We start from the raw sequence: 25,324 nt of genomic DNA, 5'->3' as shown, positions 1-25,324 counted from the left end.
TAAGAACAACGAAAAAAACAGTGTAGGCAGTGCTCAACAGCGCGAATAATAGGAAATAAAATGAAGTACGATTGGATATTCTTTGATGCAGACGAAACCTTGTTCCATTTTGATGCTTATCAGGGAATGAAGCTGATGTTTTCTCGTTTTGGTGTGGACTTCAGCGAACAGGATTATTCGGCTTATCAAAAGGTTAACTTACCACTTTGGGTCGATTACCAAGATGGTCGCATTACCGCAGACCAACTGAAACACACACGCTTCGAAAGCTGGGCTGAGAAACTAGAGACAACAACGGCTGCTTTAAACAGTGCATTTTTAACGGCGATGGCGGACATCTGTTCTTTGTTACCGGGTGCACAAGAGTTGGTGGAGTCTTTAAAAGGCAAGGTGAACATGGGCATCATCACTAACGGTTTTACAGAGCTGCAGTCAATCCGTTTAGAGCGCACAGGAATGACGGATTACTTTGATCACGTGATCATTTCTGAAGAAGTTGGGGTAGCCAAACCGGATGCCGAGATTTTTGAATATGCGCATAAGCTGGTTGGATTGCCATCGAAGCAAAGAATATTGATGGTCGGGGATAACCCACATTCCGATATTCTAGGTGGACTCGATTTTGGCATCGAAACTTGTTGGTTAAATAGCCAAGAAAAGGCAACGCCAGCGGGTATCAATCCTCACTATCAGGTGAAGTCTTTGGCTGACTTACAAGCTCTGCTACTGGCTTAGTTAATAGTCAACAACTGACTGCCACTAGCGAAAACGCAATCACAATCGGTTGATTTCGTTAATCGACCAATGCTTTGTCAATTGATTGGCGTTTCGTTAGTGGATAGATGCTTCGTTAATTGATTGGTGCTTCGTAAATTGATAGATGCTTTGTAAACAAAGTGCTGATGGCCGAGTACGAAAATGTACTCGGCCAATTATTTTGAACTTGGTTTAACCATAGAGTGACCATCAAAACAGATAAAGGAAAAGGCGTGCTGAAATCTCATCGTTATAGCTGCTACGGTATTATCGCCATTTTACTATGGAGCTGCTTGATTGCTCTGTCTCGTAGCGTCTCAGAACAGCTAGGTCCAATTGGTGGTGCGGCCAGTCTTTATACGGTGAGTTCGCTGTTGTTGGTCTGTGTTATGGGGCTACCTAAGCTTTCACGTTTTTCTAAGTCTTACTTGCTGATTGGCGGCGCCTTGTTCGTTTGTTATGAGATCTTCTTGGCTCTGGCATTGGGAATGGCGAACAGCCGACATCAAGCGATAGAGATGGCGGTAATCAACTATCTATGGCCAGCACTGACGGTGTTGTTTGCGGTGCTGCTGAGCGACAAGAAGATTAACTGGCTGGTTTATCCAAGCATCTTCTTGGCATTCTTTGGTGTGGCTTGGAGCATCAGCGGTGACCAAGGTCTCTCTGTCGACCAGATTGCTGCCAACATTGCGACCAATCCTAAAACCTATTCTATGGCGTTTTTCGGTGCGATTATTTGGGCTGTTTACTGCAACTACACCCAGCGTGTCGCGAAAGGTCAGAATGCGATTGTGCTTTTCTTTATCGCTACGGCGATCACTCTGTGGATCAAATACGCATTGAGTGATGAAACCGGCATGGTGATGACAACCAGTGCGGCGGTTGATTTAGCGTTAGCGGGCGCTTGTATGGGGGCAGGCTACGCACTTTGGAACACGGCGATTCTTGGTGGCAACATGGTGTTTTTGGCAACCATGTCGTACTTTACGCCAATCTTCGCGACGCTGCTTTCCTCGGTGATTTTGGGTTTGTCATTGACCATGACGTTTTGGCAGGGCGTATGTATGGTAACTGTTGGCTCACTGGCTTGCTGGTGGGTAACAAGAGAAAAGCCGACGGCAAAGGCGTCGGCTTCTAAAAAGGTTCAATCTCAGTCGTAATTTACGCTGATGTTCCAGCGTCATTTGCTAGGTGAAAGCTTAGCTCGCGACATTGAGGTTCAATTGAAGCTCATAAGGCATCTTCGATAGGCGTCGCTTAAGTTGGCGGCGCGTACGTTCAATATCATCGACCGCAATCGCTTGTTGGTCGTTGGTATGAATATCAACATTGATTCGTAATTCTGGACCAACCTTAGTCACACCCATCAGCTCCAAATCTTGCTCCGCTTCTTTGTCTACCGCGACAACGTTCTTATCGACCGCATCACAAATATCTTTGTTTGCCGACATCATAAGCAGTTCGCGCATCGCCTCACGTAACATGTCGAAAGGCACTTTGATGAAGTAGAAAGACATTAGCAACATCATCATTGGGTCGGCATACACTGCGTATTCTGCAAGCGGAGAAAAAGTAATTAACCAAGCCGCTACGAAACCCGCGGTTACGGCGACACTCAGTAGCGTATCCATCTGCCACTGTTTAGACTCAGCCTGAATCAGGCCTGAAGAAATACGTTTGCTCTTATTCGCGATGTACCACCAAGCGTAACCACAACCCAATACGTTGAAAATACCAAACAGAGTTGCAATAGAAGCATCAACTTCACGACCACCCGTCATTAGGGCACCAATCGCGGAGTAAAGTGAATAACCAACCACAAGCAGAATCACAACGGCTTTGATGGCAATAACAATCGGTTCGATAATTGCTCGACCGAACGGGAACTCTCTATCTGAAGGGCGGTTAATGTATTTTGAAGCAGCTAGTGACAATAAAGTTAACAGTAAGCTGATAAGAGAATAGACACCGTCAAATACTATGACCAGAGAGCCAACGAGAAGACCCAACACCAATCCGCCAATAGCGAAGCCTGATGCTAAAAGGGCTGAGAACAATAGTACTCGATTTTCGTTTTGGCTTTTCCTGTCACACATAATATTTTCCAGATGTTTTTGATAACTTCATTGTTCTAATAATGAGCTAACTTTACAAACTTTATCTGATGACGTTTATATGTCTTATTTGATCGAAACGTATAAATGCATTAAATTCAGTGACTTAGATTAAGATTAAAGTGTCAATAAAGTTGACGTTGAGTGTTTTTTTGGGATGGTGTGCAACTGAAATAGGATCGTTTATGATTAATAAAACACATTAGTCGCTAAGGTTTCATTGGTCTTCTAGATTGAACTGCGACTGCGATGGACAAGGAGTGAATCAATATGAAGTTTGACGATATCAGTGATAACGAGTTGTGGGTGATTGCTAACCCGATCATGGATAATCTGATGGATGGTTCAACTAAGGTTGATCATGAGCAGCACTGTCGAGACTTTACTCAAAGAATGAAAGACATTGTTACGCCAGAATATTTAGAGAGGGTGTGTCACCATTATCAGCACAGTAATGGCTTTTTTGCTGAGCGTGAGCCCGTTGCGCTGTTCAGACGTTCAGATTCCATCGCCTTTGTGTGGAAACAAGCTTACACCATCGCCAAAGGCGAGTTTGTCGCCGAAATGGTATTGGTTGAAGAAGATGGACGCTACTTAGTGGATCACGTGATGGTCTTCTAGGAGTAGTGCTGTTTGTGGTTTTCCCTTTGTTATCGACGATAAGCAATAAGCGCGAGCTAGAAATCAAACAAGTAATCACTAAGCTGGTCGGCCAACCAATTCATTCCTGGGTGCTCTGCCATGCCAGCTGCGGTAAACATACAGTAGTCTTCTTGTGTTAAGCCGTAGGTGTGTTTGATCACGGCAAGCTCTTGTTCACGCAATAAATGGCGAATCAATGGCTCTGGCATTACGCCCCATGCCTCTTCACGTAAAATCGTATCCAACATGAAGTCGAAGCTAGAGAAGCCAATATAGCGGCGAGAGAAGGGCTCAAGCTCAGGATTATCCTTTTCATTAAGATAAACCATGGTCGCTTGCATCGAATTTCTCAGTACCTCATCAGACACTCGTCGCATCGCACTCAAATCATGGCCTTTCTTACATACAGACATCATTCGAATCTTACCAAGCGGGTTGTAGATAATTCTTGGGTCATCGACACGTTCGTAATCGACGCCAAATGCGAAGTCGACTTGCTGAGTTTCAACTAGGTTTGCTAAATCACCGCTCGACGCAAGAACGAAGTTGAATGAGGTAGAAGGGTACTTGTTATTTAAGGCGTGGGATAAGTCCTGCCACATTTCATCGGGTAGGGAGTCATCTCGTGCTATCCAAATCTCCGCGTTGAATTCGCCCGAGACATGCAAGCAGGTTTGTTTAATACGCGCGGCTGTCACCAACATGCCTTCGCAATCCTTGTAAATCGCTTTACCCGCTTCTGAAAGCTCAACGTGGTTTCCGCTGCGGACGAACAGCTCGACATCTAACTCTTTTTCCAAGGCTTTAATCGACATGCTGAGTTTGGTTCGGTTGCATTCTAACTGGCGTGCAGCTTCGGAAACTGATCCTAAATCAGCAACGGAACAAAAGGCTTGGACTTGAGAAAGGTTCATTTCATTTCCATATTGAGCGGGGGTCGGTGCATATTATCTGAATATTGTGCTGACTATCTTAGAAATAGTCCATCTTTGCATGATAACTCTATGACGAATTGACTAATTTGGTTTACTCTGGGGAGGTTCCGAACCTACAAGAAGTAAAGATGGAGGCCATGATGGCGAAACAATGGGACGAGTACGCCGTTGATTGGGATAAAGATCCCGCGACCGCAGTATTCGCACAGTCCGTATTTGACCAGTTAACACAGCTCGTTGATTTAAACGGAACCCGTGTCCTTGATTTTGGTTGTGGTACAGGACTACTCAGCCAGAAAATATCTCCTTTAGCAAAAGAGATCATCGCACTTGATATCTCTGAAGGGATGATTGAAGAGTTAGATAAAAAAGAGTTACCTAACGTTGAACCGGTAGTTGATATTTTATCGCGCGGACTTGCAGCGCAGCATCCAGCATTCAGAAACCAGTTTGACCTAGTGGTAGCCTCTTCGGTGTGTGGTTTTATCCCGAACCTACAAGACACAGTCAGTCTGATTTACACGCTGCTTGAAAACGACGGCACGTTTGTACACTGGGATTGGTACTTGGAAAGCGACAGTGAAGACTACGGTGTAAGCCAACAGCGCTCAGAAAACGTATTGAGTGCAGCGGGCTTTGCAGTGGTTGAAGTCTCTACACCGTTCTCGATTGACACTCCACAAGGAGAGTTAAAGGTATTAATGGGTGTTGGACGTAAACAAGCGCTTCCAGATCTGTAATCGTGTGTATGCCTTGAGCTAGCATTCAGAATGCTCATTTTAAAGACTAAACCCACATTAACGACTCTACCGTCAGTTATGTGGGTTTTCTCTTTTTGGCGCTATCGTTTTAAACAGAACGAGTTAGCGCTTTCTCATTTCTTCGCTATTAACTCTGGTTTCTCTATTTCCCATCTCGCTCATAGAAAACTCAACACCGCTAATTAACAAATCACTCATTTCCATTTTGGAAATGTAGTCTTGCATACATTTCATTAGTGGAAACATAACGGTGAGATATAAAATAAGTCCATAATAACACTAAGGGTTTAATCATGAGCCACCAATCTGCGTCATCTACTTCTTTACCACTTTCTGAGCAACAACAACGCTTTAGCAATATCATTTCAGATGCCAACCTGTCACCAAAACAGAAGTCGAGCTATCTTGCCTTAGAAGCTGAAGCCAGCCTGCCGTATATGCCGGTAAGCAAAGAAGTAGAGCAAGCCTTACAACAAGGTGTGCTGTGTGACATGTTTGAAGGACACGCCCCATTTAAGCCGCGCTATGTACTTCCAGATTATTCTAAATACTTACATCAAGGCTCAGAGTATTTAGAGCTTAGTGCGGCAACCAACTTCGATGAAGCATTGAACATGCTTACCATCCTTTACCACCATGTTCCTTCTGTCACTTCAATCCCGGTTTACCTAGGTCAGTTGGATGATGTGTTGATGCCTTTCGTTGGCGACTTAACGGAAGAGCAGGTATACCAAAAGATTAAACTCTTCTGGATCATGTTGGATCGCACACTGCCAGACGCCTTTATGCATGTGAATATCGGCCCGACAGACAACATTATCTGTCGTACGATTTTACGTGTAGACGCTGAATTGAAGCAGATCGCGCCAAACTTAACCTTTATGTACGACCCAGCTGTGACACCTGATGATCTACTTCGTCATGCGGCGAGCAACATCTGTGAATGCAGTAAACCACATATTGCAAACTATCCAGCGCATGCCGAGGCTTACGGCGACAAGCGTTTTGGTATTGTGAGCTGCTACAACTCTCTGCCGTTAGCGGGCGGTTCAAACACCTTGGTGCGTATGAATCTTAAGCAGGTAGCATTGAAGTCTGGGGACAGTGCTGATTTCTTACAACAAGTACTGCCGAACTACAGTGGCATCATGGTTGAGTTGATGAACGCTCGTAGCCGCTTCTTACATGAAGAGTCTAATTTTTTTGAAGGCTTCCTGACCAAAGAAGGCCTTATCGAAGAAGACCGCTTTGCGCCAATGTTCGGTATTTACGGCATGGCGGAAGCAGTCAACATCTTGATGGAGAAAGAGGGCCAAGCAGGGCGCTATGGTCACGATGAACAGGCGAATCAGCTTGGTCACCGTATCTCTGAAAAGCTGGCTGAGATCGTTGAACGCTCTGAAGTGAAGTATGGGTTAGAAGGTAAAGCTCTGCTGCATGCTCAAGGCGGTATTAGCCTAGATGAAGATGTGACCCCGGGTGTCCGTATTCCTTATGGTACCGAACCGGATCCAGTATCTTACGTTCGTGCAACTGTGGGTCACCATAAGTTCTACACCTCGGGCATCAGTGACATTCTGACCATCGACGAAACAGTGAAATCTAACCCTGAAGCGATGTTCAACTTGTGTAAAGGTGCGATTCAAGCGGGTTACCGTGAATTCACGGCTAACGTGACATCAAACGATTTGGTTCGTGTGACGGGTTACATGATTAAGCTGTCTGACATTGCCAAGTATGACGAGCAAGGCTCACGCACCAATACCACCTTCTTAGGTGCTGAAGCTGCGAAGAACACGGGCATATTAGAGCGTAAACCACGCGTGGCGAGTTTAGAGATGTCGCCGACATACGAATAGCTTTAACGTGTGTTGTGTGTTTCGAATACGAATAATGTGAATTATGAAAATTTCTGATCTAACAACTCAAATGGCTAGGGTTAAAAATAATAAGACAGAAAAACAAGCGAAGGTCAGCCGTGTGCTGACCTTTTCTTGTGTTGACGGCCCGGGAAATCGCTTGGTGCTGTTTCTTCAGGGCTGCAACTTTGACTGTATTACCTGCCACAACCCACACACAATCAATCACTGTAACCATTGTGGAGATTGTGTGAGTGGCTGTCCAAGCCGCGCTTTAAGCATGGTTGATGGTAAAGTGAAGTGGGACTCAGCAGCTTGTACTAACTGTGATCAGTGCATTGATGTCTGCGACCATAAGTCGAGCCCGAAAATTACCACAATGACGGTCTCAGAGGTTATGGAGCTTGTCAGACATAATCAGTTTTTCTTGAGTGGCATTACCGTTTCTGGCGGTGAAGCGACCATGCAGTTGCCATTTATCATTGAACTGTTTCAAGCGATTAAAAGTGATCCACAGTTAGCGCATCTCACGTGCTTTATTGATAGTAATGGCTCGCTGTCACTGCAAGGGTGGGACAAGGTGTTGTCTTATCTCGATGGTGCGATGATTGACCTAAAATCATGGCAATCGGAAACACATCAATGGCTAGTGGGTAGAGGCAATCATAGGGTGTTTGAAACCATTAACTACTTAGCAGATAAAGGAAAACTGCACGAAGTTAGGTTGCTGAATATCCCAAATAAAAGCGATCTTGAAGATGAAATTGAACAGGTGGGGCGTTACTTGAAGACTCTACCAAGTGATGTTCGAATTCGACTGAATGCATTTCAACACCATGGTGTGATTGGCGAAGCGTTAGATTGGCCGAAATGCACCGAACAACAGATGCAGAGCTTTCACGATAAGCTCTACACCATAGTTCAAAGACCGATGCAAACCCCTGAGGTTTATACCTAACCTCTATGTTGCTTAGGCGGTCAATCAGGCTTCTAAGAACGTTAAGTTTCTAAAGATATTAAGTCTCTAAAAATATTAAGCTTCTAAAAACAGGTCACACAACCATTTGATCGCTTGATCATTCATGTTGGGTTTGTTCCACACCAAGCTATACGCCACCTTACCGTAATCAAAAGGCAAGGGCTTGCTCACTAACCCCTGAGCTTGCTTAGCACGCTCAGCCCACTGTTTAGAGCAAGTGAACAGGAAAGGCGTGTGATGACACAACACAGCCGCAGCACCGAAGTCCGCGACCGATATTGCCATCTCTCTTGGCTGGTGGCATTGAACCAAGTTTTGTTCAAAATAAGGCTGAGACAATTCGTTATCTAAAATCCCAATGTGCTTATAATTTAGGTAGCCTTCCACCGTCAGTTCTTGCTGAGCGAGAGGGTGGTGTGCGCCCATCAAACAAACCATTTCATCTGGAAGAATTGTTTCCCAAACCAGCTCTTTGTTATCGGTCGGCGGCTGAGATATATCATGAGGCAACAAGATCAAATTGACCTTGCCACTGAGTAAAGCATCGAAGCCGAGCTGTTGTTTCGAATAGATGTTGAGCTTCGCGTTTGGCGCGAGTTCAGTGGTGATTTTACTTATCTTAGAGGCAAATACTTCGAAGGTACTTTCGCGCATCGAAAGTGAAAAGCTGCCTTGGTACTCATGAGGGGTAAAACTCTTCTGATGAAGCAGTCCGTTCATGCTTGAAAGAATTGCGTGAACCGTGGGCGCTATCTTTAGAGCAAAGGGAGTTGGGATAAGCTTGGTACCATCTCGATAAAAAAGCTCATCATTCAGGATGCCACGCAGCTGAGACAGGGTTTTACTTACACTCGAAGGGCTGACACAGAGTTGCTCTGAGGTCTGAGTGACGCTGTGGGTGTTCAGCATAATATGCAGCGCAGTGAGGTGCTTAAGGCTCACCCTAGATAAGTGTAAGTAATCCATTTATGACTCACGCATTCAGATTGGCTTGTGATTTTGTATGAACGACAAAATCGAACAAGCCAAATTGGATAAAGGTTATTTACGAGCTAACTTATGGTGCGCTCGTGAAAAGTGGCCGGCACAAAATGCGCCCACAATCGATAGCTCACCCGCCAAACACAATGCAGCACAAACTTCAGCGAGTGCTTGTGATTTACCGTTGCCATGCAGCCCAAGTAAATCTAAACAGGCTTTTTGACTTGGCAAGCCGGTACCACCGCCGACAGTCCCCACCATTAAGTTAGGCAGTGTCACGCTAGCGTATAAACCGCCTTCTTTGTTGAGTTCCATACGCGTCATACCAATCGCTGACTCAGCGACACAGGCCGCGTCTTGGCCACAAGCGATGTAAAGTGCCGCCAGTGCATTCGCATAATGGGCATTGATACCGATAGTACCACTCAAAGCGCCACCGACTGTGGTCATTTGACCAAACTGGACCATCTTCTCAGGTGTCGTGTGTAGGTACTTAGCGACAAGCTCAGCAGGGATATTCACTTCTGCTGTCACCTTTTTGCCACGCACGCTGCGCAAGGTTTGGGTATTGGCTTTCTTGTCGCCTGACAAATTGCCATCAAGGAAAGCGTGGTCAGGTTTAACTGGCGTATTTTCAATAATGTACTCAAACACGGCGTTGGTCGCGATGGTCACCATATTCTGACCCGAAGCGTCTCCGGTTAGAAATTCAAACACCAAGTAAACATGGTTACCCTCGATGTTGATATTGATGTCGGTCAGCTTGCCGTGTGATGTTGTTGATTCTGCCAAGATCTTGAACTGGTCATATTGAGTTACAGCCCAAGCCACAAACTGTCCGGCTTCAACTAATCCTTGGAATGCAAAGCCAGGAGTACGTGTTACGCCTTCATTGAGCAACATAGCACTTGCGCCACCACAAGCCGTAATCAGCTTAGAGCCACGGTTATAAGACGCGACAAGCGCAGCTTCTGTGGTCGCGAGTGGTACGAGGTAATCGCCCGTAGCAAATAGGCCATTAACTCTTAATGGGCCTGAGATACCGACAGGGACTTTAACTGTGCCAATAAAGTGCTCAATGTTTTTCTCATAAGCTTGGATCTGGCTTTGTGTATGAGGGTCGAGCAGTTCTTGCTGTGAATCTGCATTATCGAGCGCTGTCCAGCGACGTGTGAGATTCTTTTCTGTCAGGTAGGGGCTAGGTGTCAGCTTATTTACTGGCTTTTCAAAATGAGGCTGAAGCTTTTTTTCTAATTCGTCTGCGGAGATGTCGCCTCCTAAAATAGAAACATAGTCACGGCGATGCAGATTTAGTTTTGGCATAAATAGTATGAAGTAAAGTTTGTGCAGCAAATTGGTTTGCGCTGATTCTACCGAGTAATAAACCAGAAACAAGCGCCTGATATAATGAGTTACAGTTTGTGTGGTTGTTGAAGCAAAAAGCAGCGAAGTTTCGCCAAATATAGGCAGTATTTGAGCGAAATTTAGATATGAATGTCGAGAAGGCTACCGATGGCTTCGTTTTGACGATCAACCACACTCGCACCAACGCGGTTATAACTTGCGCTTTGTGTCAGTTTAATCAAGGAATCGGTTGAAGATGAAGCTGGTTCAGGTTCTTTGTCTTTAAAGGAAATGGATTGTTCAGGCTCTATTTGATTAAAGCTGAGATCGCTAGCTTGGAAAGTGTCGTCGGATTCTAGAGCGTGTTTGGAGGCTTGGTTGAGCTCGATTGCGGCTTCTTCAGCCATGTTGGTGGATTGCTGAATAATGGCGTAACCAGATTGGATACCAGATATCGACATATCAGAACCTTTTATTGACGTATGAAATGAGTCTAGGCGGACGATATTTTGAGCGCAATGGTGAACAGATGAAATTTACGGTTAAAATGTGAACTTAAGCTAAAATAGTGACGTCTGTCTATTAACTGAACAGGTCATTTAGCGCGTTTAACTCTTCATCAGTAAGCAAAGAAGGCTTCTCTGTTTCAAGGTTGCCGTCGATCTCACCCTGAAGTGCTTTTAATTGTTGTGGGCTAAGAAGCTGTATTTGCTGTTTAAATGCTTCAAATTGCTGTGTATTCATAGTGTGACCTTTGTTCAAATCCATATGCTCTTTAGAGCATAGCCTACTGATTCAGGAAATCAAACAAGATTAAGTGAATATTAACTGATGTTTGAAGTTTCTTGAAACTAAGACAACTATAAATTCCTGTGGTCGTTTTTTGTCCGAGAAATGTTAGGCAAAGTTAAGGCTTGGTCAATCAAAGTCAGAAAATCTCTACAATGTAAAAACGCCTGCAACCCTTGTGGCACAAGGGTAGGTAAGTAATTGCTCTACCCAATTAGGGGTATAGGTAAAGCAATGTATAAATATTTGTGATGATCAAAAGATAAGCAATTGGCGTTATCTTTTTGTTTTTACGGTATTTTGTTTGTTGCTCAAGAAGCTTCCGTTTCAAACGGCTTGTCGATCTTAACCTTAACGGCAAACTTGGTTGCTAGGGTATGCAGTTCTGGAAGCATTCGATAGATCAAATGGAGCTGTTGTAGAACCATTCTGACAGAACTCTCATCTTCTTCTCGCCATTCACTCAAACGTTTATCCAACTCAGGGTCATAAGCGTTTTTCACTTCACAATGCTCTTTATGAGAATAGAGTTGATCATTTAGAGCGTCGAGATGCTCGTGGATTACTCTGTGAGCATCTAGCACCAGTTTGTGTGTTGCCTCATCATCAATACGCGTTCTGTGAGCACCCAGAGCCGAGATATAGCTAAGTAGAGCATGATTGAGTGTTAAGAATCGGAAGCTCTCATCTTCAGAGGTACGGTACTTACCCGGTTCAACCAACATGCTACTGATCGCGGCAGTCAGGTTTGCATCATTATTATGCGCACTACGTCGAGCGATACGATAGTTAAGGCTATCTTTCTTACCAACACGGTATTGGCCGATGATCTGAGCGAGATAGTTCTTATTGGAATCGAGCGCATCCGCCATCACTTTGTGCAGTCGCTTCGATTGCCAATCAGGTAACACATAAATGACAGCAAGCACGGCGAGGGCACAACCAATAAAGGTATCTGCTAACCTTGGTAATACTACCGCGTAGCCTTCACCTAATTGGTTAAAGCAGAAGAGCACAAGCAGTGTGATAAAGCCGGTCGCAAACCCGTAGTTATTGATTCGAAACGCAAAGAACATCACGCCACTGATCACAATGAACACCAATTGGCTCTCTTGCGACGGGAAGAAAGTCAGTAACGGTACTCCGATCAATAAACCTGCGACCGTGCCAATGACACGCGCCGTCAGTTTTTGACGGGTTGCACTGTAGTTCGGCTGACACACAAACAGTGTCGTCAGTAGAATCCAATAACCTCGTTCGATATCAAAACCTTGGATAATCCCGTAGCCCAGCGTCAAAGTGATCGCCATACGAATCGCGTGGCGGAATAGCATAGAATCGGTGTGCAAGTTAGCTTTGATCTTGTGCCACATTGCCGTCAAAGTATGAGGGGTGGTATCGTCCAATACACCTTCTTCAATCTTCTCTGCATCTGGGTTGCTGATATTCGAGAGCTGTTTTTCAACGGTTGCTAGGTTATTGAATAAGTAATCCAACTGGTTCAGCAGTGATTTCCATTCAGGGTTGTTCTGTTGGTGCAGGTGATTGAGCGAAGACATCAGCTCATCAAGTGCCAGTACAGACTTGTCACCATGCTGGTATTCAGCGCCAACTTTCAATGAGCTCGCCACTTCTTTACACGCTTTTGCCTGCGCTTCCAGTAGATACTTAAATCGAAACAACACGTCAGAGCGTTCAAAGTGTTTTGCTAGCTCTTGATAACGATAGTGGCTAGAGCTTACGCGTTCATGAATATCTTGTGCGATGAAGTAGGTGTTGAGAAATCGGTCACTAGGGCCGTCAATGTGTCCGCGCTTAGAGCGATTAAGCAGCGTCGCTTTACACATGTTAAGTGCATTAACGGTACTCGCATTGAGCTTGGCTTCAATGATTCGGTGTGGTTGGGGAATCAAGTCTGAAACGGGGTAGAAGAGTTCCGCTTTTGAATCGATGTAATTACCGATTTGATCGAATACCGTGGCAAGGTTTTGCTGCACGGGTTGCATTGGCCACACTATCTGCCAAATCATCGACATGAAGTAGTACCAAGCGGCGCCAGTCAACAGTAGAAGTGGTTGAAACCAAAGGTTGGTGCTCTCGTGTGCACCAAGCATGGTATATATGGCAACTAAGAGAGAGCCAAACGCGATACTCGCGTATTTAGGGCCAATTGCCCCGAGAATGATAAAAGAGAAGGTTGAAACAAAAAGCCCGATCGCGAACAGCCAAGGCGTATGGAAGAGAAGTTCAATAGAGAAAGCCGCAACGGCGAAACAGATAAAGGTCAGCGTGAGTGCTTTCAAGCGTCCGGTAAAGCTGTCATCACTTTCCGCAAGAGCCGCAGCAATAACGCCCAAGATCAAAGGCGTGATCAGTGTGTTTTGTCCATAATACCAAGCAGGCACCACCACACCGAGCAGAGTGATGAGAATTAATATGCTGTAATTTATGGTTTTATTCGCCCAATAGAGGCGCAATTTGGCTGAGAAGTCCACAGTCGCTCACTTGACACACTAAAAACCATAATCCTAACAGAAATCAAGCACAAGAATTTGATACTTATCCATAATTGCCCGTAGGTGGTCATGAAAGCGTCGATAAGATATGAGATATTATTAATTCTCATTGCATCATGATATAAATTCAATATTCCCAATTAAGAGCACACTCCAATGCAGCTAAGCGCTAACAAGACTGCACAGTTTTTTATTCAAAATGAATATCATCAGGTTGAACTTGATGGTCCACGCTTGCTGTTATCTTCAGTAGGCAGTGAAGAGCGTATCCCATTTACTATTTGGAGTGGCAAGATCGCGATAAAACGCGGATTGTTCTGGGGATCGCTACAATTTTTTGCTAATCAACAAGATGGAACACAGCGCAGTTGGTTAGTACAAGGCTTACCTTGGGATCAATGTCGTCAATTTGCACGCGCCTCAGTTAGCGCTTATCAGAAGTGGCACGACACTCAATGTGAACAATTGGCTGAACACGTACCTCAGTGGGAAGCTGAATTAACACGTCTTGAGCAACTCCCTGCTTTCCTACCGCATTCTAAGGTCAACACTTGGGTTGATATGGTCAACGCTGGTTTAGAAAGCATGACTATGACTCTGGATGAAGCCGCGCAGCGCATGCCAAATCGCATCGCAAGAATGCAGCCATGGTTATCTGAAACGGAAATCAAGCAAGCTGAAAGAAATCAGCAATGGCTAGAGACCGAGCGAAAAAACTGGGAAGTGTTGTTTGCGCAATGTGAGTCGTCACCACTGAACTTATCGCAGCAATATGCGGTGTTGATGAATGATGATCATAACCTTATTTTAGCGGGCGCAGGCTCGGGTAAAACCAGCGTTCTAACGGCACGCGTCGCGTATTTACTACAAAGCCATCAAGCTCAAGCTGAAGAGTTGCTATTGCTCGCTTTTGGTCGTGAAGCGGCAGAAGAGATGAAGCAGCGTCTCGACAGCAAAATTGGTTTATCTGCCGAGAAGGTGCAAGTCAGCACTTTCCACCAGTTGGGCTTAAAGATACTGAATCAAGTTGAACCCGAACGCGTGGTTATTTCTCCACTCGCGCTCGATGATAATCAACGCCAAGCATGGTGCATTGATTGGTTGAAAAAGCACTGGATGACACCGACCAACTTCAAACGTTGGCAAAAACACTTGTCTAAATGGCCAATCGCTTATTTAACCGGTGACGATGAGCTTGGTAGTCACGTTTCAAACCTCAAATTGATCGGTTGGCTTGAAAAGCAGCTTGAACAGTTGAATGCGTCGGGCTTAACGAAAAAAGAAGTACAGCAACAGCTGATTGATCATCGAGACTATACGCGCCTCAACAGCGAACTGTCACTGTGTTGGCCATGTGTGACGGCTTGGCAAAAGGAACTGAAAGAACAAAATCATATCGACTTCTCAATCATGATCAGTCGAGCGACCCAGTATGTCGAGAAGGGCAAGTTTATCTCACCTTGGAAGTTCATCATGATCGATGAATACCAAGACATCTCGCCAGATCGCCTTGCTTTGGTTGAAGCACTTTGTAATCAGTCTAAAGCCGAGCATCAAGCCTCTATTTTTGCAGTAGGTGATGACTGGCAGTCGATTTACCAGTTTACAGGTGCGGATGTGGATTTGACCACGGGCTTTAAGGATCGTTTTGAAAGCTCGACCATTCATCACCTCGATACCACTTATCGCTTTAACAATCAGCTAGGTGCGGTGGCTAATCGTTTTGTACAAGAAAACCCAATTCAGATTCCGAAAGAACTGAACAGCTTCAAGCAACAGAAGCAGAAGGCGGTGTACAGTGCGCCAAGTAAAGAAGTTGAGAAGATCCTCGACCAATTGAACCGCCAATCTAAAGGTAAAACCAACAAGTCTGTGCTGCTACTTGGACGTAATCATTACCATAAGCCAGAGTTGTTGGAAGATTGGAAGAAGATCTTCACGTCCATTGATATCAAGTTCATGACTTGCCACGGCAGTAAAGGTAAAGAGGCGGATTTTGTCATTATTCTTTGTGTTGACGAAGGACAGTTCCCGACTAAGAAAAAACAACTACATATTGATGGCGCATTGACTGAATCATCAGACGCGTTCCCTTATGCAGAAGAGCGTCGTTTGTTCTATGTAGCAATGACGCGAGCAAAAGAGAAAGTATGGATCACGCACAGCGGTGACGGTTCTGGTTTTGTGCAGGAGCTGCATGGTTCTGATTACCCCGTTGTTCGTAAAAAGTGATGTTACTTGACGTGATTGTCTAATATTAGATCTTCAAGCCCTGCCTTGATATCACAAGGCAGACGCATAAAGCATAAGGAGTTTGCTATGGAACACGGCTCTATTAACTACATTGAATTTGCTGCGAAAGACATCGCTGCAACTAAGGCGTTTTTCGACCAAGTGTTTGGTTGGAGCTTTGAAGACTATGGCCCTGAGTATTCTGCTTTTGAAGGCAAAGGCTTAATGGGTGGCTTCTATTTGGCGGATCTGGCGTCGAATACGGATAACGGCGCGGCGCTGATGGTTTTCTATAGCCAAGATCTTGAGCAAACCGAGCGCGATGTAATTGATGCTGGTGGTCAGATAAACCGTGAGATCTTTAGCTTTCCCGGCGGCAGACGTTTCCATTTCAGAGAGCCAAGTGGCAACGAGATGGCAGTGTGGAGTGACAAGTAGAGAGATTCACTGCACTGTTTTAGGATTGAACTGTTTAACGCCTGAAAACGAGACATAAAAAAGCCTGCGATAAAATGCAGGCTTTTTAGTCTGTTCAGTAGAGAGCACATTTAACGTGCGATTACGTGCGCTCTGCTAGATACGCTTCGTAGTCTGGGATCTCGATGATCACTTCTTCTTCAAGCAGTGATGAGTTAAACAGGAAGTTAGCGGTAGCGCGGTTGGTTGCCACAGGAATGTTCCAAACGCTTGCGATACGAAGCAGTGCTTTTACGTCTGGGTCATGTGGTACAGCATTAAGTGGATCCCAGAAGAAAATCAGCATATCGATCTTGCCTTCAGAGATAAGCGCGCCAAGTTGTTGGTCACCGCCCATAGGGCCACTAATCATGCTCTTGATTGCTAGGCCTGTCTCTTTACTGAGTAGAGAACCAGTCGTGCCCGTTGCGTAAAGGAAGTGCTTTTGTAGTTTTTCTTTGTTCTCTTTGACCCATCTTAGTAGCTCAGGTTTGAAGTGGTCATGAGCGACCAAAGCGATATGCTTGTGTGTTGGCATAGTGCGCGTTGTTTTTTGCATGAATGTTCCCTAAATTGTTGTTTCGTTTTTATTGTTTTGAGTTCTTCAACCAATATAGCACTATGGATTCACACTGAATACAGGACGAAACTCAGAAGGTGACAATGAGTCTGCGATAATTTGATCTTTGAGAGTTGCAGGTGTAAGCGCTTCGATAATCGGTGCGCTGTGTTGCTCGTAAGGTTGACCGCGTAAGTAACTCGTGGCTTGTTTTACCGACAAGCGACCTTGCTCAACCATTTTATCTGTTGGCGCAAAAAGTACCTTGTTACGAAGTAAACCACGGTAGGTTCCGTGACTTAGGTAACTTGAAATTAATCCAATCTCTTCGGTTTTATCGGCTGCTCGTAGCTCACTGATCGCTGCTTCAATCGCGACGGCACTTCCGACTATATATTGGATATCCGGCTCCTCGATCACCTGTTGTACTAGGTTTCTTTGCAGTTCTTTATCGTTATCTGCCCAATAGCTGATCGCAATTTTGATATCGCTCGACTTGATCGCATCATAAAACCCCAGTGCCACAGGCTTAGTGCCGCCACTTGCTTGTGGACCAAGTAACAGGGCGATAGGTGTTTCGCCTGATCCTTTCGGGTGTCGTTTCGACAAAAAATCTCCGACTTGGTATCCCATTTGGTACCAATCGACACCGACCGTACCTTTTAATACCTTCTGTTGTTCTTCATTGACGGTTAACTCATTTACCGTAGCAAACACAGGCGTCGAGCCAACCCAATCGCTGAGATTGTCATGATACGCATCGGGTGAAACCGTACCTAAAATAATGGCATCGGCTCCCCATTGTGTGCAAAGCACCAGTTGCGAGGCTTGTTTGGCCACGTTGGGGTAACCGCCAGCTTCCAATACTCTTAGCTCAACTTGCTGCTTTTCTGCTTCAGAGATCATTCCGTAGTTCACAGACAACCAGTATGAGTCTTTTAGGTGCGGATAAATGGCACAGATTTTCTCTTTTTGCGATGTGGCTTCGGCTGGTTTTATTGGGCTCAAAGGCTCGCTAGCACTTGCGACAGTAGTCACTGAGGCCAGTAGTGAGAGAAGAATTATTGAAGCGAAAGGTCTAGATAGCATGAATTGCCGTTTTATTGGTTTTAGATAAGAAACACTGCAAAATATAGCGTATTCTGCATGGGTAAAGAAGAACGTTTTAAGGTTTAGAGTTTATGTTGTTAGCTTCAGCGAGTATTGGACGCAAGCTGCTGGCCTCATTCTTAGTGATGGCACTGTTGGTTCTATTGTCTGCATTGATCGGTGTTTCTGGTTTTAGCTTTGTAGCCAAAACGGAAAGAAACGTCGTTGATTCGGCGCTTCCTGCCATGATCGAAGCTCGTCAGGTTTCTGAGTTGAGTAACCGTATTATTTCGTCAGTACAAACACTTTCTAATGCGAGAAACGAAGCTGAAAGAAAAGAGGCTGGCACCGTACTGTTTGACCAACTTGAGTCGCTTCTTCAACATATCAAAGATCTTGGTGTCGATAGTTTCGATTCTCAACTTCTTAATAAACTCGAAAATAATGTTCAAAGCGTTATTAACACACTGGCTGAGTTGGGTGTGTCGGTTGAGCGTAAGCTTTGGTTAAACAAAGAGCTGTCGTCTCGTGTCGAAGAGATGCGCTTACTTGCCGAAGAGCTAGAGCAGCTGACGCGAACCCAAGTTTTGAACACGGCTACCATCGCGGTTGCTAACGTAACGCACATCTATGACCTGCTAGAAACCAAAGAAACGGATAAAGCCTACCAAGCCCTGGATGCGCTTGTAGAGGTTGATCTTGATTTGTCAGAGCGTCTACATGAATTGCATTTGCTGGCGTTCAAAATGCTCAATCAAATAGAAGAGACACAGACTGTCACCAACGTAGAACGTATTCATCAAATCCAATCTGAGTTTGAATCCAATCTAAGAATCATGGCACGCCGCGTTAAAGCGGTCGAAGATCCTACTCGTTCAGCGCAGATGTCTCAGCTTCTTGAAGAGCTCAGAAAACGCCAAGTCGTGTTTGATATTTCGTTAGAACAATATGAGAACACCAAAAAGTCAGAGTTTCTGATGCAAAATACACTGGAGTTGTTCTCTCAGTTGAATACAACGGTTAACCAACTGGTTGATGATTCAAACCGCAGCACCAAAAAAGCGGTTGATGAGCTGACGAGCACGTTGAATTTGGCTCAATGGTCGCTGTCTGTGATTTCGGTTATTGGCTTGGTTATCGTCGCATTTATCGTGTGGCGAGTGGTGTATATCTCGGTCGTGAAACGCCTTACTGAATACTCATCGGCCTTGATGTCTATCGCACAAGGTCGCCTGAATATTGATATCTCGGTTAAGGGTAATGATGAGTTGGCTCATATGGGCGAGGCGATCATCACTGCCAGAAATACCGCGCAGGCGCTGCAAGTCGTTGCGGTGGGTGAAGCAAAGGCGAAACGCGAACTTGAAGAGCACAAAGAACACTTAGAAGAGTTGGTCACAGACCGAACCTATCAGCTGCAGAAGACCAATGAGAAGCTGAATATCGAGGTAGGGAACCATGCTAAGGCTCGCAACGCCGCAGAACAAGCTAGCCGCGCGAAATCTGCTTTCCTTGCGACGATGAGTCATGAAATACGAACGCCGATGAACGGTGTGTTAGGTACCGCAAGATTGCTCAAAGATACCGGGCTAGACCCGTTGCAATCCGGCTATGCTGACATCATTAACCGCAGCGGTAAGAACCTACTCGCGATTTTGAATGACGTGTTGGATTACTCAAAGATAGAAGCGGGGCATCTGGAAATCCGCACAGCGTCGTTTGACCTTCATCAGATGGTTCAAGATACCTACCAATTGATGGAAGGGCGCGCCGCTGAGAAGAAGCTCAATTTTGATTTCCATATTGAAAGTGACGTGCAACGCTATTGGCGTGGTGACGTAACGCGAATCAGCCAAATCTTGAATAACTTGGTTGGTAATGCGATTAAGTTTACGGAAAGTGGCTCGGTCGATATCTTTATCAGTTTAGATATCGAAGATGAAAATCGAGTGATGTTTGAAGTGTCAGATACCGGTGTCGGCATTGACGCTAGCGAACAATCTTGCCTGTTTGATGCCTTTACCCAAACCGATAGCGGTCGCAACAAAACCGGCGGCACAGGGCTTGGATTGGCGATCAGTAAAAGTATCATGTTGGCAATGAACGGGGACATTGGCGTTCATTCTGAAGAAGGCGAGGGTAGCCAGTTCTGGTTCTCACTGCCACTTGAAGCCGGTGAGAAGATAGAAACGAAAGTACCAGTCATTGAAGCGTGTATTCGAGCGAAGGTACTTCTGATTGAAGACAACCCAGTAAATTGCATCGTTGCTGAAGGCTTTCTGCATAATCTAGGCCACGAGGTTGTGATTGCGACAACCGGACAAGAAGCGAGAGCCATATTCAGTGAGCAAGAGTTTGATATTGCGTTGGTGGATATTAACTTACCAGATTGCGATGGCGTCGAGTTAATTCAACAGCTCAAAGACGATGCGCTTCAGCATGAAAGTGAAGAAGACGTAATTCGAAAAGTACCTCCAATGATCGCAGTATCGGCTCATGTGTTTAACGAAGAAGTTGAAAGCTACTTGTCGTCTGGCTTTGATGGCTTCTTGCCTAAGCCGTTAGAGAAAGAGGCACTTGCTCAACTCATTGTAACACAGCTTGATGGCAAGACTTTGCTACTGCCACAACCTGATCCTAACGATTCTATATGCAGTCAAAACAGCAAGCCTCAACGTAATAAAGGCAACGAGTTGTACTCATCTCAGATGGCGAGTGTCGTCTCTGATCTAGCTATCAAAGCTTCGCAAACTGAAGACGAAGGAGAGACTCCTGTGAAATTGATTGATTCCAATGTCATCAAAGGTGACTTGTCCATTCTTGGCTTAGAAAAGATGAAGCAGATTGTGGGACTATTTGAAGAGAGTAGCCGCGTCACTTTAAGCGAAATGGTCGAAGCGAATGATTCGAACAATGGACGTGAGGTAAAATCTCTCGCTCATAAACTGAAAGGTTCCGCGGGCAGTTTAGGTTTGTTGCAACTTTTCAATGCTTGCCAAGTGATAGAGGCGAGCAGCGATCCATTAAGTGAATACCGAGGCAAAGATAGCGAGTTGTCGAAGTTGGTTCAAGAGTCACTTGAGGCGTTGCAAGAGCAGTTATAAAAACAAACCTTAGGTTGCGACAGAAACGTATCGTGAGCTAGAAACCAAAAGTAACAACATAAAAATCAGCCAATTTCTTCATTTTTTATGAAAGAATTGGCTGCTTTTTAGTTATAGGATTTGGTTAAATACAATTTTCGTTGATTCACTTTAAATCATCTTGATATGTCCAGCTGCTTTGATCTTAACGTGAACCATATTACCTTGTAGGTAGCTTAATGGAATCTCGCTGCGTTCAATGATTGCAACGTTGTCGCTGCATGCGCCCGCCTCAATCGCCAGTTGCTTTGATTGCTCTTCCAAGCTCTTTAAGGTCTCTTCACGTGATGCTGGATCAATCGGTACGATCTTATCGAACTGGCCTGATATTTCTCCCAGCGCAACACCAATCGCATTCGCTACTTCAAAGTGCTCAGGGCGAACCACTTGGCTTACTCCTTCAAAATGATCTGGGAATAGTGCACTGCCGCCGCCAACCATGATCACGGGTACACTCGCTGCAGAGGTCTTCATCTTATCGATGCCTTCTTCAACATCCGTGACCATTTGTTGATAAACCTTGCTTGCTTGTTCGGCCGAAACACCAATCTCATCACTCAGTTGATGTTCTGCTTGCCACTGCATTTGACCTGTTTTGAGTGCAATATCGGTGAGCGTAAGTTCATCTCCGCCAAAGCTACGCGCCGTTTGCGTTAAGGTATGACCAACACTTTCGGGACCTAGCTCTATACGCTGTTGTTCAAAGCGAACTTTGGTACCACCACCAATAGCTAACGCCAAAATATCAGGCATACGGAAGTTGGTTCTCACTTCGCCGATTTCTACTGCGAGGCTCGATTCTCTTGGGTAACCGTGAGTCAGCACACCAATATCAGACGTAGTACCGCCCACATCGACCACAATCGCGTCTTTTAACTTCGTTAAGTGACTCGCTCCACGAATTGAGTTCGTTGGCCCACAAGCCACGGTGAGAATCGGGTACATCAATGCGAATTGTTGCGACATCAGTGTGCCGTCGTTCTGACCGAAATAAGGTGTGGTGTGGATTTCATGATTGATGAGTGCATTACAAAAGCCGTCTACGAATCGTTTTGCTGTACCTTGCAGAGCCGCATTGAGGATAGTGGCGTTCTCGCGTTCTAAAAGCCCTAAGCTGCCCACTTTATGGGATAACGAAAGGTTCACCCCCGGAAGTTCTTGTTGAATCCACTCTGCTGCTTGAAGCTCCTGGTCGCCATTGACGGGAGAGAAGACACCGCAGATAGCAATGGAATCCACTTGGCCTTTCATTTTCTGGCAAAGCTCGCGGATCTCAGACTCTTGAATATCGGCAATCAACTGGCCGTCGTATTCATAGCCGCCGTGTGCTTGGTAGAAGTGCTCCCCAAGCAGTGTTTGCCACGCTTCACTCCAACCACAAAGGGGCGGGACGCTATCACCACTTGGAAGCGCTAAGCGAATCATGCCGACTCTGTCTAAACCTTTTCGTTCAACGATTGCGTTGGTGCATTGAGTGGTACCAAGCATCGCATGTTTCACCTGTTTGCCATCAATGTTTGCTTGGTTTAATAGTGCAGAAATCGCGTTATCAATGCCGGTTGAAATGTCATGTGTGGTTGCGGTTTTTACTTTGGCAATCACATTCAAGTCTGCGTCGAGCAGCACACCGTCGGTATTGGTGCCACCTACGTCAATGCCAAGGCGGCAGTAATCAAGCGTAATGTTTGTCATGCGACTACCTCTTCAATGCAGACTTTAGTTGTTCAGTGGTTTGATACTCGACTGTGTAGCCAAAGTAACCCGGGCCCGCGACTTCGATGCCTTTGTCAGTGCGCCATTTAGGGTCGCAAGGGTAGGCGATAAGATCGATGCGCTGCCCGTAACGAAGTTGTTCGGTTGTGATTGGTTTACCCGTTTCATGATCCAAGATCGAAATAAGATCTGGTGTTGATGCCAGCAGGTTATCTTGGTTCATGTCGGCGCGGCTTGTGCCTTTGTGAGCGAGAAGTAATTCGTTTTGGAACTGCACAAACACGTTATCGACGCCGGTATCTTCAAACTGAGCCAGCTTTTCAATTACGACACCACCTGTCGCAAAGCCACCATCGGTTTCACGTTGAATATCAACAATCTTGCCACTGATGATGGTATGGCCGCCGACAATGTCTAACACGGCCTGTGTACCACTCTGATTGTTGTCGTTCGCCAGTCTAATCGCTTCACCAATCTTCATTGCTTGAGTCAGTGTTGCAGGCAGTGCGCTGCGTTTTAGGTTCTTACCGTTCATTGGGTAATCACACATTGCTGCAGAGCCGCCCATCTGTTCGGTAATCGGCCTCGCAAACTTTTCAGACCAAATACCGTCAATCGGATAAAGCGTGACGACATTGCCACGCTCGTCGGCCAATGTGTTTGGGGCAGAAGGGAGACCATCAAGAAAGAAGGTCACCATCTGAGCTTCTGGGAACGCACGTCCCATCGCATCACAATCGATCACAGGAATGTTCTTTTGTGCTGCAACGAGAATTGGAATCAGCGAATTAAAACCTCCGACTTCGATAGGAAACGTTGCCGCTACTTCAGTGCCGAGCGCTTTTTCCATCGCTTCGAAAGCAATCAACATTTGATCTTTCGAATTGAGTTTCTCTACTGCGACGGTTGGTGCGCCAATCATTGAAGAGGGCACTGTCATCCAATCGTCTTGCACGTCTTCTAAAGGAATCATGCGTACAGGGTGCTTTGCCGTTGCAATGGCTACTTTCGCCATCAAGGCACCGCTGTATGGGTCACCGCCGCCGCCAGTACCTAATACCGTCGCACCAAGCGCGATATCATCAATCATTTGTTCAGTAATAATCACAACTACTATTCCTTATCACTTGAAGGAGTAAGCTTCATTAGGGCGAGGTAAATCACACCAGCGGCAAGAATGCCGTCTAACGCCGAGATGCTGGTGAACGAAAACAGGTTGAAAAACTCTGGTGCGGTACAAGCGCTGAAGACAGTACCAAATGCCCAAGAAGCTAAACCTTTAAACATCCAAGCTGGAACTTGCTGGATGTTCTCAAAGCTCATTTTTGTTGAATCTAAAACATAATATTGAACGATGTAGACACCTGCCGCAGGCGCAATGGTTACGCTGAGGAGCATTAAGAAGTCAGTAAACTTGTTCACCATGCCGAGTTGAGCAATGCCAATACCGACGATGGTCATGATCACAACCAGAACAGGGCGCGGAATCTTCGGTAGAACCATCGACATGCATAAGCCGCCAGAGGTCAGGTTGCTACTGTTGGTGGTCCATTGAGCAAACACCAGTACGATGATGGCAGCCATACCTAAACCTAAGGTGAAGAAGACCTCAACTAGGTCGTCGGTGCCGGTCATTTTGGTCAAGATCAATGCGATAAGAATAATGGCACTGTTGCCGACGAGGAAACCGATACCCGCTCCTAAAATCGCATCACGACGTGTTTTGGCGTAGCGAGCAATATCAGGCGCAGCAACCGCAGCAAGAATCCAGATAGACATAACAAAAGAGATGGCTTGGCCTAGTGTCAAAGGGTCTTCAATCGATGGCGCTGCGCCACCTTGATAATCAGCGGCCATAAACAAACCGATGGTAATCAGCGTCACCATCAATGGAACTGAATAGGTACTGAGTTTGCCTAAAGCGCGAACGCCATAGATAGCCGTCATCATCATTAATACACTGCCGCCAATAAGAGCGGTGAGGTGTGAAATTATGATGTCGTATTTCGCCAGTGCATCGACCATGATGAAAGCGAAGAAATCAGCCTGGAATGCGAACCAGCCAACTAATGAGATGCCGTTGATGAAGCCAAGGATTTTACCGCCGTTACGACCAAATACCGCGCTGCTCACCAGCGGGGTAGAGACGCCGGCTTGAAAGCCAATGTTGGCACACAGCATAGCGATGATCGCCAATAAGCCTGAACCAATAAACGTGGCAAGCAGTGCGTCTTCAAAACCAATACCGCTGCTTAGAATCGAGCCGAGAAACAATCCCGAAATATCGATGCCGATAGCCAACCAAATAAGGCTGATAACCCACCAAGATCGTTTGGCCTTCTCGGGTACGGGTTCCAATTCGAAGTCATCTATCTTTTTGTGGCTGTGTGTTGCTTCGGGTTTATTCACGTAAGCTTCTGCCGCCATATTGCCATCCATGCATTGTTATTCCA

Annotated in this window: 21 protein-coding genes; 9 read left to right on the top strand and 12 right to left on the bottom strand. The window is 45.6% G+C overall.

Translation table 11 applies throughout. The features are described from left to right. Window positions 1–60: 60 nt before the first annotated feature. Complete coding sequence (gene yjjG, locus MSG38_RS03030) at window positions 61–735, top strand: pyrimidine 5'-nucleotidase (protein ID WP_004730231.1); 675 nt, start codon at window positions 61–63, stop codon at window positions 733–735. A gap of 254 nt (window positions 736–989) precedes the next feature. After that, a complete protein-coding gene (yddG, locus tag MSG38_RS03025) occupies window positions 990–1,919 on the top strand; it encodes an aromatic amino acid DMT transporter YddG (RefSeq protein WP_172379206.1) in 930 nt (309 codons plus the stop codon). A gap of 39 nt (window positions 1,920–1,958) precedes the next feature. Here the strand turns inward: yddG and MSG38_RS03020 are convergent, their stop codons facing one another. Continuing rightward, window positions 1,959–2,855 carry a cation diffusion facilitator family transporter gene (locus MSG38_RS03020; protein ID WP_050633104.1) on the bottom strand — a complete coding sequence of 299 codons (897 nt, stop codon included), beginning with the start codon at window positions 2,853–2,855 and terminating at the stop codon, window positions 1,959–1,961. A 288-nt stretch (window positions 2,856–3,143) separates the two neighbouring features. Between MSG38_RS03020 and MSG38_RS03015 the strand changes: the two genes are divergently transcribed. Then, window positions 3,144–3,494, top strand: a complete 351-nt coding sequence (locus MSG38_RS03015; protein ID WP_248400969.1) for a hypothetical protein — start codon at window positions 3,144–3,146, stop codon at window positions 3,492–3,494. A gap of 56 nt (window positions 3,495–3,550) precedes the next feature. On the opposite strand, the gene MSG38_RS03010 is transcribed toward MSG38_RS03015, so the two are convergent. Further along, on the bottom strand, window positions 3,551–4,429 hold the full coding sequence (locus MSG38_RS03010) for a LysR family transcriptional regulator (RefSeq protein WP_016797108.1): 879 nt from the start codon (window positions 4,427–4,429) through the stop codon (window positions 3,551–3,553). Window positions 4,430–4,590: 161 nt separating this feature from the next. Here MSG38_RS03010 and MSG38_RS03005 point away from each other — a divergent pair, with 161 nt between their 5' ends. The 3 genes from MSG38_RS03005 (at window position 4,591) to MSG38_RS02995 (ending at window position 8,028) form a co-directional block, all read left to right on the top strand. Beyond that, window positions 4,591–5,190, top strand: a complete 600-nt coding sequence (locus MSG38_RS03005) for a methyltransferase (protein WP_017064785.1) — start codon at window positions 4,591–4,593, stop codon at window positions 5,188–5,190. 314 nt (window positions 5,191–5,504) lie between these two features. Next, the gene (locus MSG38_RS03000) at window positions 5,505–7,070 is read left to right on the top strand and encodes a YjjI family glycine radical enzyme (RefSeq protein WP_248400968.1); all 1,566 of its coding nucleotides are present in this window, start codon (window positions 5,505–5,507) and stop codon (window positions 7,068–7,070) included. A 43-nt stretch (window positions 7,071–7,113) separates the two neighbouring features. Next, window positions 7,114–8,028 (top strand): YjjW family glycine radical enzyme activase, encoded by a 915-nt coding sequence (locus MSG38_RS02995; RefSeq protein ID WP_248400967.1) that lies wholly within the window; start codon window positions 7,114–7,116, stop codon window positions 8,026–8,028. Between the two features lie 75 nt (window positions 8,029–8,103). Here MSG38_RS02995 and MSG38_RS02990 read toward each other — a convergent pair whose 3' ends face one another. The 5 genes from MSG38_RS02990 to yccS all read right to left on the bottom strand — a co-directional run bounded on the left by MSG38_RS02990 (window position 8,104) and on the right by yccS (window position 13,658). Next, a complete protein-coding gene (locus MSG38_RS02990) occupies window positions 8,104–9,015 on the bottom strand; it encodes a LysR family transcriptional regulator (protein ID WP_248400966.1) in 912 nt (303 codons plus the stop codon). A gap of 75 nt (window positions 9,016–9,090) precedes the next feature. Further along, entirely contained in the window at window positions 9,091–10,353 is a 1,263-nt protein-coding gene (locus MSG38_RS02985) for a hydroxymethylglutaryl-CoA reductase (RefSeq protein ID WP_086969385.1), read from the bottom strand. A gap of 161 nt (window positions 10,354–10,514) precedes the next feature. Continuing rightward, on the bottom strand, window positions 10,515–10,835 hold the full coding sequence (locus MSG38_RS02980; RefSeq protein WP_048612972.1) for a hypothetical protein: 321 nt from the start codon (window positions 10,833–10,835) through the stop codon (window positions 10,515–10,517). A 121-nt stretch (window positions 10,836–10,956) separates the two neighbouring features. Continuing rightward, a complete protein-coding gene (locus MSG38_RS02975) occupies window positions 10,957–11,142 on the bottom strand; it encodes a hypothetical protein (protein ID WP_029235859.1) in 186 nt (61 codons plus the stop codon). 332 nt (window positions 11,143–11,474) lie between these two features. Continuing rightward, a complete protein-coding gene (gene yccS / locus MSG38_RS02970) occupies window positions 11,475–13,658 on the bottom strand; it encodes a YccS family putative transporter (RefSeq protein WP_248400965.1) in 2,184 nt (727 codons plus the stop codon). A 177-nt stretch (window positions 13,659–13,835) separates the two neighbouring features. On the opposite strand from yccS, the gene helD reads away from it, so the two are divergent. Continuing rightward, window positions 13,836–15,911, top strand: coding sequence for a DNA helicase IV (gene helD, locus MSG38_RS02965; protein ID WP_248400964.1), 2,076 nt, complete (start codon window positions 13,836–13,838; stop codon window positions 15,909–15,911). Window positions 15,912–15,998: 87 nt separating this feature from the next. After that, entirely contained in the window at window positions 15,999–16,349 is a 351-nt protein-coding gene (locus MSG38_RS02960; RefSeq protein WP_248400963.1) for a VOC family protein, read from the top strand. 121 nt (window positions 16,350–16,470) lie between these two features. Here MSG38_RS02960 and MSG38_RS02955 read toward each other — a convergent pair whose 3' ends face one another. Next, entirely contained in the window at window positions 16,471–16,926 is a 456-nt protein-coding gene (locus MSG38_RS02955; RefSeq protein ID WP_017064778.1) for a methylglyoxal synthase, read from the bottom strand. A 60-nt stretch (window positions 16,927–16,986) separates the two neighbouring features. Further along, complete coding sequence (torT, locus tag MSG38_RS02950; protein ID WP_048608737.1) at window positions 16,987–18,015, bottom strand: TMAO reductase system periplasmic protein TorT; 1,029 nt, start codon at window positions 18,013–18,015, stop codon at window positions 16,987–16,989. 92 nt (window positions 18,016–18,107) lie between these two features. Here torT and torS point away from each other — a divergent pair, with 92 nt between their 5' ends. Further along, window positions 18,108–21,119: a TMAO reductase system sensor histidine kinase/response regulator TorS gene (gene torS / locus MSG38_RS02945; protein WP_248400962.1), complete on the top strand. Its 3,012-nt coding sequence runs from the start codon at window positions 18,108–18,110 to the stop codon at window positions 21,117–21,119. Window positions 21,120–21,269: 150 nt separating this feature from the next. Here torS and MSG38_RS02940 read toward each other — a convergent pair whose 3' ends face one another. The 3 genes from MSG38_RS02940 to MSG38_RS02930 are packed head-to-tail and all read right to left on the bottom strand — an operon-like array spanning window position 21,270 to window position 25,310. Then, window positions 21,270–22,850, bottom strand: coding sequence for a hydantoinase/oxoprolinase family protein (locus MSG38_RS02940; protein WP_248400961.1), 1,581 nt, complete (start codon window positions 22,848–22,850; stop codon window positions 21,270–21,272). Window positions 22,851–22,854: 4 nt separating this feature from the next. Then, on the bottom strand, window positions 22,855–23,979 hold the full coding sequence (locus MSG38_RS02935) for a DUF917 domain-containing protein (RefSeq protein WP_248400960.1): 1,125 nt from the start codon (window positions 23,977–23,979) through the stop codon (window positions 22,855–22,857). A 5-nt stretch (window positions 23,980–23,984) separates the two neighbouring features. Further along, window positions 23,985–25,310: a cytosine permease gene (locus tag MSG38_RS02930; RefSeq protein ID WP_248400959.1), complete on the bottom strand. Its 1,326-nt coding sequence runs from the start codon at window positions 25,308–25,310 to the stop codon at window positions 23,985–23,987. Window positions 25,311–25,324: the final 14 nt, after the last annotated feature.

The organism is Vibrio sp. 1CM24A (genome assembly GCF_023161725.1).
Classification (GTDB): domain Bacteria; phylum Pseudomonadota; class Gammaproteobacteria; order Enterobacterales; family Vibrionaceae; genus Vibrio; species Vibrio coralliirubri.
The sequence above is the reverse complement of the archived record's forward strand: the minus strand, read 5'-3'. Positions and strand labels throughout refer to the sequence as shown.